Origin of the sequence: Labilibaculum sp. K2S (assembly GCF_030372765.1) — a bacterium.
Classification (GTDB): domain Bacteria; phylum Bacteroidota; class Bacteroidia; order Bacteroidales; family Marinifilaceae; genus Labilibaculum.
Genome location: NZ_JAUCMW010000001.1, coordinates 169884 through 182296 on the forward strand (window position 1 = coordinate 169884; position 12413 = coordinate 182296).

General features: G+C 36.7%; 11 protein-coding genes. 3 read left to right on the forward strand and 8 right to left on the reverse strand.

The genetic code is table 11. From position 1 onward, the window contains the following. Positions 1–81: 81 nt before the first annotated feature. From QUH73_RS00740 to mtnN, 4 genes are all read right to left on the reverse strand, one after another. The gene (locus QUH73_RS00740; RefSeq protein ID WP_289528534.1) at positions 82–2196 is read right to left on the reverse strand and encodes a M3 family metallopeptidase; all 2115 of its coding nucleotides are present in this window, start codon (positions 2194–2196) and stop codon (positions 82–84) included. A gap of 190 nt (positions 2197–2386) precedes the next feature. Continuing rightward, the gene (locus QUH73_RS00745) at positions 2387–2836 is read right to left on the reverse strand and encodes a hypothetical protein (protein WP_289528535.1); all 450 of its coding nucleotides are present in this window, start codon (positions 2834–2836) and stop codon (positions 2387–2389) included. 105 nt (positions 2837–2941) lie between these two features. Continuing rightward, positions 2942–3421 (reverse strand): S-ribosylhomocysteine lyase, encoded by a 480-nt coding sequence (locus tag QUH73_RS00750; RefSeq protein WP_289528536.1) that lies wholly within the window; start codon positions 3419–3421, stop codon positions 2942–2944. Positions 3422–3433: 12 nt separating this feature from the next. Beyond that, complete coding sequence (gene mtnN, locus QUH73_RS00755) at positions 3434–4138, reverse strand: 5'-methylthioadenosine/S-adenosylhomocysteine nucleosidase (RefSeq protein WP_289528537.1); 705 nt, start codon at positions 4136–4138, stop codon at positions 3434–3436. Between the two features lie 258 nt (positions 4139–4396). Between mtnN and QUH73_RS00760 the strand changes: the two genes are divergently transcribed. Together QUH73_RS00760 and QUH73_RS00765 are read left to right on the forward strand one after the other, a co-directional pair. Further along, complete coding sequence (locus QUH73_RS00760) at positions 4397–5344, forward strand: hydrogen peroxide-inducible genes activator (RefSeq protein ID WP_289528538.1); 948 nt, start codon at positions 4397–4399, stop codon at positions 5342–5344. Continuing rightward, on the forward strand, positions 5341–5658 hold the full coding sequence (locus QUH73_RS00765) for an antibiotic biosynthesis monooxygenase family protein (protein WP_289528539.1): 318 nt from the start codon (positions 5341–5343) through the stop codon (positions 5656–5658). Before QUH73_RS00760 ends, QUH73_RS00765 begins: the two co-directional genes overlap by 4 nt. Positions 5659–5719: 61 nt before the next feature. Here the strand turns inward: QUH73_RS00765 and QUH73_RS00770 are convergent, their stop codons facing one another. Beyond that, positions 5720–5962 (reverse strand): GlsB/YeaQ/YmgE family stress response membrane protein, encoded by a 243-nt coding sequence (locus QUH73_RS00770; protein WP_289528540.1) that lies wholly within the window; start codon positions 5960–5962, stop codon positions 5720–5722. A gap of 164 nt (positions 5963–6126) precedes the next feature. On the opposite strand from QUH73_RS00770, the gene ovoA reads away from it, so the two are divergent. Further along, positions 6127–8262 carry a 5-histidylcysteine sulfoxide synthase gene (ovoA, locus tag QUH73_RS00775; protein ID WP_289528541.1) on the forward strand — a complete coding sequence of 712 codons (2136 nt, stop codon included), beginning with the start codon at positions 6127–6129 and terminating at the stop codon, positions 8260–8262. Positions 8263–8317: 55 nt separating this feature from the next. On the opposite strand, the gene QUH73_RS00780 is transcribed toward ovoA, so the two are convergent. The 3 genes from QUH73_RS00780 to QUH73_RS00790 all read right to left on the reverse strand — a co-directional run bounded on the left by QUH73_RS00780 (position 8318) and on the right by QUH73_RS00790 (position 12403). Continuing rightward, complete coding sequence (locus tag QUH73_RS00780; protein ID WP_289528542.1) at positions 8318–9367, reverse strand: LA_2272 family surface repeat-containing protein; 1050 nt, start codon at positions 9365–9367, stop codon at positions 8318–8320. A 170-nt stretch (positions 9368–9537) separates the two neighbouring features. Then, positions 9538–11385: an STN and carboxypeptidase regulatory-like domain-containing protein gene (locus tag QUH73_RS00785; protein ID WP_289528543.1), complete on the reverse strand. Its 1848-nt coding sequence runs from the start codon at positions 11383–11385 to the stop codon at positions 9538–9540. After that, on the reverse strand, positions 11378–12403 hold the full coding sequence (locus QUH73_RS00790; protein WP_289528544.1) for a FecR family protein: 1026 nt from the start codon (positions 12401–12403) through the stop codon (positions 11378–11380). Before QUH73_RS00790 ends, QUH73_RS00785 begins: the two co-directional genes overlap by 8 nt. Between the last annotated feature and the right edge of the window lie 10 nt (positions 12404–12413).

Sequence of the window (12413 nt, forward strand, 5' to 3'; positions counted from 1 at the left end):
ACGTCGTGAACCGGATTCTTTATGTTTTTGATTTTGTAAAATATACTAAAGACAAACAGCCTGTAGTTAAGAGTTTACAAATTATTTTAAACCACGTTTGATTAATAAAGCATCAATATTTGGTTCTGCACCTCTAAATTTTTTGTACAATACCATTGGATCTTCAGTACCACCTTTGGCTAGAATGTTATTACGAAAAGCAGCAGCAGTTTCTTTGTTGAATAAACCAGTTTCCTTAAATGCCTGAAAAGCATCAGAATCCAATACTCCAGCCCAAATGTAAGCGTAGTATCCCGAAGAATATCCACCACTAAAAATGTGCGCAAAGTAAGTAGAACGATATCTTGGATAGATTTCAGGAATCAAGCCAATTGATTTCAAGTAATCATCTTCGAATTTTGCAACATCGATATCCTGAACTTCAGATAAAGTATGATATTTCATATCCAACAACGAAGCTGCAAGGTATTCAACAGTAGCAAATCCTTGATTAAATTTACCAGCATCCTGAACTTTTTTAACCAATTCAACAGGAATTACTTCTCCGGTTTGGTAATGTTTGGCATACAATGCCAACATTTCCGGCTCTAAACACCAGTTTTCCATTACCTGTGATGGCAATTCAACAAAATCACGGGATACAGCAGTACCCGAAAGAGTGTTGTATTTGCATCTTGAAAGGAATCCGTGCAAAGCGTGACCAAATTCATGGAATAAAGTTTCTACCTCATCAACACTTAGTAAAGCTGGCTGATCGCCTACAGGCTTGGTAAAGTTGCATACGTTGCAAATAATTGGAGTGATTGCATTTTCAGTTTTCCAACCTGATTGCTTGCGGAAGCTGTTCATCCATGCACCACCACGCTTCGAAGCTCTGGGGAAATAATCTAAATAGAAGATTCCAATATGAGTTCCATCTGCCTCCTGCAATTCCCAGGTCTGAACATCCTTATTATATTTTGAAATATCATTTCTTTCGATGAAATTGATTCCATAAAGACGGTGAGCCAATTCGAAAGCACCATCGCGAACGTTGTTAATTTCGAAGTATGGACGAAGTTCAGACTCATCTAAATTGTATTTCGCTTTCTTTACTTTCTCAGCATAGTACCACCAGTCGTAAGATGCTAGTTTAAATTTACCACCTTCTTTGTCAATCACTTTTTGCATTTCAGCAGCTTCCAGTTTTGCATTTGGAAGTGCAGCATCCCATAGTTTATTCAATAATTCGAATACTTTCTCAGGAGTTTTTGCCATATTCTCGGCAAGAATATAGTCTGCATGACTTTTAAATCCAAATAGTTGAGCTCTTTCTACCCTTAGGTTAGCAATTTCTGACAATACTTTTTTGTTGTCGAACTCATTGTCGTTATTACAACGGTTCACATAACCCATGTAGATTTTTTTTCTTAGATCGCGATTATCTGCGTACTGAAGAAAAGGAAGCATACTTGGCTTGTCTAAAGTGAAAGCCCATTTTCCTTCTTCTCCTTTTGCAGTTGCAGTTTCAGCGGCAGCAGCTTTAACAGATTCCGGAAGACCAGCTAAATCATTTTCATTATCAATAAGCAATACAAACGCATTGTTTTCTGCCAATTGGTTCTCTCCAAACTGTAGAGTTAATAAAGATAATTTTTCATCAATAACACGAAGTTTTGCTTTTTTACCGGCATCTAAATCAGCACCGCCACGAACAAATCCTTTGTACGTTTTCTCTAGAAGAGTATTTGCTTCAACGTCTAAGTTTAATGCATCTTTTTGTTCGTAAACAGCTTTAACTCTTTTAAATAAATTTTCGTTTAGGTCAATATCAGCACCATATTTTGTCATTTCAGGAGCCAATCTTTTCGAAAGTGCCTGAATGGAATCATTGGTATCCGAACCCGAAAGGTTAAAGAACACATTACTGACCTTAGTCAGCAATTGTCCGGCTTTATCCATTGCTTCGATCGTATTTTCGAAAGTTGGTGCTTCAGTATTATTGGCAATAGCATCAATTTCTGCACGACCTTGCTTCATGCCTTCCATGAAAGCCGGCTCGAAGTGCTCAAATTTAATTAAATCAAACGGAGCTGTTTGATGAGGAGTGTTGTAGTCTGCAAAAAACGGATTTTCAGTCTTTTGCTCACTTTTGTTACTATTGCAAGCGGTTAAACCGATACCTGCAACAAGTACATAAAGAAAAGTCTTTTTCACGTTGTTAGGTTTAGTATTAGTACTTATAGAATCTTAGCCTGCCAAATTAGTAAATTCTTACTAGTTTTCCTTATGATTTTCTTAGTTTTCCTTACCTGTTTGCTGCGGTTTAAAATCAAAGCTAAGAGATAACATGAAAAGTGGAAGGAGAGGTTTTCGTACTGGGATACTGGGAGATAGGAAAATAGGCTCAAACTAATTTTTTCCTGCAATTTTTTTTATCTGAATTCTTTTTTTGTTTTTCAGAGTCCCGGTTTGCACTCTTTGGTGAAAAGCTTAAGTAAAATGCGATCCACAAAACGAATAACACAACCGAAGTTGAAGTGAATTTGTTTAAATAGAATCCTTTTATTGAGAAAATAATTGCATTTTGAGGATCCTCTTGTAAGTGAAGAATCTGAAATTTCTTACCTATAGGATATTCTACATTCTCAGGACCTTTTAAGGTAAATTGTTTTTGATTTGCTTCGTAGGCAATAATAGAATAAAAAGAGAGTAACATGCCGGTATTTTCTTCTACTGTTTTTACTACAATGCCTTCTGTTTTTTCACCGTACGCAATAAGCTTCCAATTTGCATAAATTGGAATTAGTAATATCAAAATCGTAATAATAAGAAACCTTGATCCTGAAATCTTCATTGTAAAGAGCTATTTATTATTACTAAATATAAGGAAATTTGCAAAAAAAAGAGACTGCCATTTGATAAGAACAACAGTCTCTTTAAATGTTATATACTTTATTCCTTATTCAGGATAATTCAAATTCTCGTCAGTTAGATGCTCTAAAACCTCAGTTTTGAATTTGTTTGATTCCCATTTTGCCATTGGTAAATCGTGGCTCATGTAATTTCCACATTCTATCTTGTTTGTTCCTGGAATTTCGCTGTTAAAATCAGCCATAAAATCAAACATTTCCTGAGTTACCTTTACGATATCTTTTGATTCCAAATCACCGTTAAAAATTGCATAAAAGCCGGTACGACATCCCATTGGACCAAAATAGATTGTGCGGTCTGCCCATTCTTTATGGTTTCTTAAAAAGGTAGCACCCAAATGCTCCATGGTGTGCATTGCCGGAATATCCATTGCCGGTTCCTGGTTTGGCAATTTGGTTCGGATATCGAAACTTGTTAATGTCTCTGCTCCAACTTTATCTTTACGGGATACATAGATCCCTCTTTTCAATTTATTGTGGTCTACTGTAAAGCTCTGTATCTTTTCCATTTTTTATTTTTTTTATTTCTGATTTCCTAACTCGCGTACCATTTCTGTCACCATTTTGGCCGAATTTACCGCGGCTATTTCTACAAATTCCTGATATTCCATTGCATTCTCTTGTCCTGCAATATCCGAAATAGATCGGATAACCACAAATGGAATATTGAACTGGTAACAGGTTTGTGCAATTGCGGCACCTTCCATTTCAACAGCTTCGGCTGTAGGGAATAAAGTTTTTATTCTGTTGGTTGCTTCGGCATTATTCATGAACTGATCACCAGTTAGAATAGTTGCCTTTTTTGTTTGTAAATCGGTTAATTGGTGAACCGATTTGTCGGCCAAAGAGATTAATTTCTCATTGGCAGCAAAACTTGCCGGCATTCCGGGAACTTGTCCCGTTTTATAACCAAAAACAGTACAATCCATATCATGATGAATAACTTCTTCGGATATAACGATATCGCCAACTTTTAAATCTCCGGGAAAACCTCCCGCAGCACCTGTATTAATTACATAATCAGGTTTAAAGTTGTCGATGAGTAAAGTTGCCCCGATAGCTGCATTTACTTTTCCAATTCCCGATTGAAGCAAAACAATTTCAACATTGTTTAAAGTACCTGTGTAGAAAACAAAGGAGCCTTTTTTCTGTTCTTTTCGGTTGGACAATTGATCGCGAAGTTTAACTACTTCGACTTCCATTGCGCCTATAATTCCAATTTTCATGCTAAATAAGATTTCTGATAAGAGCAATAAGCGATTAGACGATTTATTTTCGCACACTTAAATTCTTCATCAATTCTCAAGTTTGTCAACTTTTTTATGAATTGCCAAAGGTACAAAACTATCTTCCTGTTCGTTCAAGCCGGATTAACTTTATTATTCCCTTTTTTCTTTTTTGTATCAAATCTAAAATCTCAATTTTGAAATTATTTAGATGAAAATTTAATTAACTTCATCATTCAAATAAGAAAAAGTTATCGGATGACCTTAAAACAATTAAAATACGCTTTGGCTTTAGGCCGTTTAGGAAGTTATATAGGTGTGGCTAAATCGATGGGCGTATCGCAGCCGGCAGTTAGTTTGCAGATACAGGCCTTAGAGGATGAGTTGGGTATTATTCTTTTCGATCGGTCGACCAAAAATGTCGAACCGACCTTAAATGGAATCGCTTTTTTGGAAAAAGCACAATCTTTGGTGACTGAATCGAAGCAATTGGAAGATTTTGCCATTCAATTGTCTGAAGAGATTCAGGGAGAGGTTTGCCTGGGCGTTATCCCAACTTTATCGCCATTTTTGGTGCCTTTGTTTATTGATGAGTTGAATAAAAAGCATCCTAAAATTAGAATTAAGATTCAGGAGGCAATCACTGAAGATATTTTGCAGGGAATTAAAACAGGAATTTTTCATGCCGGAATTATTTCAACACCCATCAAATTAAAGAGTAATTTGGAACAGGTTCCTTTATTTTACGAGCAGTTTTATTTGTATGTGTCAGATAAACATGAATTGTATTCACAGGAGAAAATAGATATTAGTAAATTGGATTTTTCGGATGTTTGGTTGCTTAAGGAAGGAAACTGTTTTATGGATCAGGTGACTAATATTTGTAGTGTTCAGCCTAATCAGAATGGAATTTTCATATATGAGAGTAATAATATCGACGCTTTACGAAGAATTGTGGAATACAAGGGAGGAATCACCTTCCTTCCTGAACTATCAACTTTAATGATTCCTTCGGAGCAGGAAGAAATGATTAAGGAGATAAAGGGCAAGAAAAAGGTAAGAGAAATAAGTATGATTTCGTTAAAAACAGAGGTGAGACGCAATCTGCTGAATGCAGTTAGTCAGGTGATTAAAGATAGTGTGCCTTCGCAAATGCTAAGAGAGGAAAATAAGGAAATTGTTACAACTAATTTTGTAGAAAAATGATTGCTAAAACAATAAGAACACCTTACTATGCGGTAGTATTTTCATCGATAAAAACTACTGCAGATAATGTTTATGATGAGATGGCCGATTCGATGATGGAATTGGCGAAAAGACAACCTGGTTTTTTGGGTGCTGAATCAGCTGGAAATGAAGTTGGAATTACAGTCTCGTATTGGGAAAGTTTGGATGCAATTAAAAAATGGCAGGCTCATCCGGCTCATCAAATTGCACAGGAAAGAGGCAAAGAGAATTGGTATGAAAAATATGCTGTTCGAATTTGTAAGGTAGAATCGGACTATTTCTTCGAGAAATAATGTTTTGAATTTATAAATGTACCCTAAATGGGATTTAGGGCTGAATGCTGTAACACGAGTCTTATTTCTTCGAAAACAAGCCTACTACGCAAATAAGAACAATAGCTCCTATTGTTGCAGATATAAGCAAACCAAAGAATCCATTTAAGTGTATCCCAAAAATACCAAAGATTGTACCTCCTATAAAAGAACCAATAACACCTAAAATCAGGTTGATTATTATGCCATAACCACGACCTTTTAATAAAATGCTTGCAATCCATCCGGCTACAAGTCCAATTAGTAAAAAAATAAGATAGTTCATGTGTTGAGAATTAGTACTTTATTAAATTACTAAAATTTCTTAAAACAAAAACAATCTTTTTATTGTTGATTATTTGTCTTGCATTGCAATGGATTTTTGAATGGATAAGAATAATTATTAACTTCATTTTGCAATGAAAATGGAATATTCAAAGCTGAAATTTTATGGAAAATATGATAGAAACAAAGAGTCATCAAGATTTATTGGTGACTAAAACACCAATATTGAATCAAGGGAATCCGGAAGAAAAAAGAAAAGAAATTCTCAACTATTTTAGAAAGACATGGGAATTGGATGAACTCTTATACGATTGCTTAAACGGACAGGAGGCATTTATTCACCGGGCCGATCCTTTGCGCCATCCTTTGGCTTTTTATTTTGGACACACAGCTACCTTTTTTGTAAATAAATTGATATTGGCAGGAATCATCACAGAAAGATTGAATCCAAAATTTGAATCGATGTTTGCTGTGGGAGTTGACGAAATGTCGTGGGATGATTTGAATGATAAACATTACGACTGGCCAACTGTGCAAGAGACTCAGGTTTATCGAAATGAAGCTAAAAAGATGATTGAGAAGCTGATTTTAGAGCTTCCACTCACAATTCCAATCAATTGGGAAAGTCAGTTTTGGGTAATAATGATGGGAATAGAGCATCAGCGAATTCATATCGAAACATCATCGGTATTGATTCGTCAGTTGCCCATCCATTTGGTAAAACCCAGTGTACTTTTTAAAATTTGTGAAGAGAGGGGCAAAGCTTCTTCCAACGAACTTTTGAAAGTTAAATCTGGAAAGGTAAGAATCGGAAAAGGGAAGGACAATGCCTTGTATGGCTGGGACAATGAGTTTGGGAAATTTTATTCTAAAATAAAGTCATTTCATGCATCGAAGTTTTTGGTTTCGAATGAGGAGTTTAAAGATTTTGTAGATGATGATGGATACAAAACGGAAGAGTGGTGGACGGAAGAAGGCTGGGGCTGGGTGACGTATAAAAAATGTGAGCATCCTTTGTGGTGGCTGAAAGATGGAGCCAAATGGAAGTTTCGTACTATGCTCGAGATGATTGAAATGCCTTGGAATTGGCCTGTAGAGGTGAATTATCTGGAAGCAAAGGCATTCTGCAATTGGAAATCTGCAAAGACAGGTAAAACCTTGCGTATGCCAACGGAGGCTGAGTATTATCGTCTGCATGATTCGCTTCATATCGAAGATCAGCCGGAATGGGAAACGGCACCAGGGAATATTAATCTGGAGTACTATGCTTCTTCTTGTCCGGTGGATCATTTTGAAACTGGTGGTTTTTACGATGTAATTGGAAACGTGTGGCAATGGACAGAGATGCCGATTTCAGGATTGGATGGTTTCGAAATCCATCCGTTTTACGATGATTTTTCGACGCCTACATTCGATACCAAGCACAATCTGATTAAGGGTGGCTCGTGGATATCAACAGGGAATCTGGCCATTCGCGATTCCCGTTACGCTTTTCGCCGGCATTTTTTCCAACATGCTGGTTTTCGTTATATTGAATCAGATCAGGAGGTGGAAATTGAAACCGATTACTATGAAACGGATGGTTTAATATCGCAATATTGTGAATTCCAGTATGGAGAGGAATATTTTGGTGTGAAAGATTATTCTAAAACTTGTCTTGCTCTTATCGAAGATCATTTAAAAGGCCTTAATAAAGGGAATGCATTGGATATTGGATGTGCAACAGGAAGAACGACATTCGAGTTGGCAAAATATTTTGATAAGGTAACTGGATTGGATTTTTCAGCTCGTTTTATTCGCATTGGAACTCAGTTGAAAGAAACCGGAAAATTAAAGTATATCCGACAGGAAGAAGGGAAGTTGTCTAGTTATCAAGAAATTAAATTGGTGGATCATGGTTTGGATTCTGTTCGTGACAACGTAGAGTTTTTTCAAGCTGATGCCTGTAATTTAAAAACCATTTATAAGGGATACGATTTGGTTTTTGCAGGCAATTTAATTGATAGATTGTACGATCCTATCAAGTTTTTGCAAGAGATTCATTTGAGGATTAATGATGGTGGAATTTTGGTTCTTACTTCACCCTATACTTGGCTGGAAGAATTTACCGAAGTCGATAAATGGGTAGGAGGATACCGAAAAGATGGTGAACCCTTTACATCGCTTGATGGTTTAAAGGACATTTTGAGGGAACATTTCGATTTGTTGGATGAGCCCAAGGATGTGCCTTTTGTAATTCGCGAAACGTCACGGAAATTCCAGCATACCATATCGCAGATGACGATTTGGAGGAAGAAATAATTCATGAAAACAAAAGAACCGCATTACAATTGCGGTTCTTTTTTGTTCGTTTCGGTTAAAATTGGAATGAAACACCAGCATTAAAACCAATCCATACAAACAATTTGTTTTTACTGCTTGTATGATTGTAGATCGTGTGTGGCATGTCTATTGTTCCATATTGTTCACCAATTTTCTTATTGGTTATGTAAGCATTAAGGGTAGGGCCGGCAAAGAGGGAACATTGAGGAGTAAAGTGAAAATGAAAATTGGTTTGCAATGTGTTTAAAAGATTTAATTCACTCCAGTCGTTATCGTATACCAATTTGTTTGATGTTGCTTCAATGGATAACTTGTATCTTTGACCAATGCGGAGCAAACTTCCGAAGCCGGTGCCGTATTTAAAAAGGTCTTTGCCCTTGTATCGATCAAATCCAACTGTAAATAGGGTATAGAAATGCTCAACACCCATTTTGTAGTTTAAATTAGCGTTAATAACATCATTGGTAGAAATTTCAAGTGCATAATAACCTCCTTTTACAATAGAGAAAAGGCCTATTGGTGTGCCGCTTTCAAGGCTGTCAACAAGATTAAAAACACCTATTTGACTCCCTTTTAGGATTTTTGCATAGTTGAAAGCTCCTATTTGCAAACCATTTAATTTGTTTTTGGTGATGTTTGCCGTGGACAACTGAAATCCCTTGGCATTTTCTTTTGTGATATTGGCAACACCAGATATCATTACTCCATCTGAGTTTCTGGAATTAATGTTGCCTACACCAGAAAGCTGAAATCCTTTTGCATCATCAGTTATCAAGTTAGCGATTCCGGCAATTATACAACCATCTGCTTTGTTTTTGGTAACATTAGTAATTCCTGCAAGTTGAAATCCAGTTGTTTTTCCTTTGTTGTAATTCGCTAAGCCGCCAATTTCCATTTTGTTTACACCACCATTAATCCCTATCAGTAAGTTAAAGGAATAATCGTTGATGTAGTTGATTGAGTTTGTTCCATTGGTTCCGATAGGAGAAACAAAACCAGCTTGATATTTTGTGTGGTTTTGGGCAATAACCGGACTTACTAAGCTCAGTATCATGCACGCTAATGCAATTCTTACTTTTGTCATTTCTATAAATATAAATTTGATTTTATGATCTTATAGAAGGAGGACAATTGTAGTGGGAGATACCCCTATTTAAAATTTTAAAAAATTGATCCTAGGAAAGAAAATAAGAAGAATGCAGAAGTGCATCCATATCCTTTCATGCTCTTTGTGTTGAATCAGATTATAAATGTTTAGAATCTAAGGCCGAATTGCCAGCCAAGCCAATATTGATTTTTAAGTGTTGCAATAGCTTTATCCAGATAATAATTTCCAAAATACATAGTGTTCTTACGGGAGAAATCAATTTTTGAAATCTGATTTTGTTCTTTATCCGGACTACAGAAATTGTAAGATGGACCAGTACTGAGGGTGATGTTTTTATTCAGTTTAATTGTAAGACCCAGCTGAGCGCGGTACAGATCACCGGCAAAAGCATCATAGTCAGAATCAGTGTTAAAAAGGGAAGAACCAGACACATCCAGATTGATTGAAAATTTGCGGTTGGGATTGCTTGTGCAGCCAATACCATAAGCTGCGTTAAGATATTTACCCGCTCCAATTCTTAGAAAGCTGTAAAGATTTTTGCCACCCGTTTTGTAGGCTGCATTAAAGTAAAACGACTCATCGGTTGAAAGCTCCCATTTGTGGTAGCCGTTTTTAATGATATTCACCAATCCAATCGGAAAACCATTTTCAATGGTGTCGGCAAAATTGATGAGACCAATTTGTATGCCTCGCAACTTGTTGGTTTGATTATAGATCCCAGATATTTGCACCCCGTTGGTTGTCCCTCTCACCAGATTAATTGCGCCCGAAATTTGAAGACCATCTACCGAGTTTGCCTGATTGTAGACACCACCAACCTGCAGATTAATTCGCTCACCACCATGCAGATTAATTCCTCCGCTGATTTGTCCATTCCAACCTCTGTAGGGGATGCTGTCCAATGATTTTGCAGCAGCAGTATTTATGGCTCCACCCATTTGAAGGCCTTTTATATCGCCTTTTACTCTGTTAATTACACCAGCTAGTTGAACTCCATCCATGTTTCCCAGATTTGTGTTGACAACACCGGAAGCTTGAACACCATGTACATCTTCACCAACCACGTTGGCAACTCCCGAAATTTGGACACCATTCATTTCCTGCCGGATGATATTGGCTACGCTTCCAATTTCAAACCCCTCAATATTTGCCGCATATCCGGCGATAATATTCATAGATAATTTGTTTGTAACCAGTCCATTTGTTAATTGATTGGTTCCCCAAGAGGGAATAAATGATACCTGAACAAACCGTACTTCTTTTACATTGAGGTTGTTGGAAATATAGAGTGCTTTGTTCGTTACCATTAGGTTGACTAAACCAATATTCTGTAATTCTTTATTGGTATAGGCCCAATTAATTGCTTTGGTTCCGGGATGTAAGTTTTGGGCAAAAGCAGGTTCTGTTTTAAAGATGCTTTGTGCCTGCCATGGTTTAAGAACAATATTTAGTTGTTGTTTACCAGCCTGAACATAGACAATGGTGTCTTTGTATCCTTTGCAGCTAAAGTTGATACCAGAATTTTGATTGCCTTCTAAATGCAAAAGGTATTTTCCGTTAGAATTGGTAATGAATGAAGCTTGACGATTCACTTCATAAACAATCGCATTTTCAAGAGGGTTTCTATCTGAATCTGTAATCACACCAGATAAAACCCACATAGTATTGCTCCAGCCAGACTTATTTTTCGATTGTAAGATGACATGAGAACCAACCACTTTATAGGTCAATCTTCCTTTAAAAAGCTCATCCAATATTTCTTCGAGAGACTGATGCTTGCCCTTAATCGAAATCATTTTACTTGGGTCGAGTAACATTGCATCGTATGAGAAGTTAAAGCCACCTAGTTTCTCTAGAATAAACATTGTAGTTTCTGTACTTTGATTTGTCACCTCCAGATTGATTTTCTTTTCCAGAAAGTTTTGAGCCTGTACCTTCTTGTTAAAGAAAATACAGGCTAGTGTTATTGATAGAATCAGGGCAATTTTATTCATTCTTTTTCAGGTCTGAAATTATAAACGTGTTTTCTTTCCTGCTGTAAGTTAAGTTAAATGTCTTTGAGATAACTTTAATCACATTTTCAGGATCTTCATCAATGAATGAAGAAGAGTAGTACAGATTGTTTATTTTAGGATTGTCTGAATTTATAGTGATGTGATAACAGGATTCAAGTACTTTGAATACTTCTTTTAATGGCTTATTTCTGAAGGACAATCTTTTATCAACCCAGAAAAATGCCGAAGAGTTATTTGCCAGGCGGATAATGGTATCCTGTTGGTTCGAAATTAAGCCTCCTTCGTTATTGGTTAAAATCAAATGCAGCGTATCCGTTCTTGCTTTGTTCGGACGGAAGAGTTCTACCTTGCCGGAATTTACATCCACGGCAATATCTCCGTTTTCTTTTATCTTCATTGTAAAGCTTGTGCCCAATACCTTAACGCCGCCAATACCTGCATGAATAATGAATGGGCGTAGTGTATCTCTTTTTACATGAAAGAACGCCTCACCTTTTAATTCTGCGATGCGCAGCCCCGCTTTTGAAGTATGATAGCTAATTTGAGATAAGCGGTTCAGGTAAATCTCCGATCCATCAGGCAAACTGTTTTGCAGGGTAGACTGGCTGGTGTTGGTCAGTAAGAATTCTTCTGTTTGAGTATAATCATCGGAATACCAATTGAAAATACCAAAAAGAACAAGAATGAATGCCGCTGCAGAGCTGATTAAAGCAATTCTAAATCGGGAAAACCGTTGAATAGACGGAGAGAGGGTTTTTTCATATTGATCTAACCGAAAAGATAGCTTTGTCCATGCTATTTTTTTATTAACGGAAATTGGATGAGGATTTAATTTACCGCTTTCCAGCCAAACTCGTTCTAATTGATCTAAATGTTTGCGGTTTTCGTGCTTTTCTTCCAGCCAACCAATAACCATACTTTGCTCTTCCTTGTTGGTTTCACCCAAAAGGAATTTGGCAAGGAATGTATCACTAATATGTAGGTTATTGTTTTTCATGAACAATTTA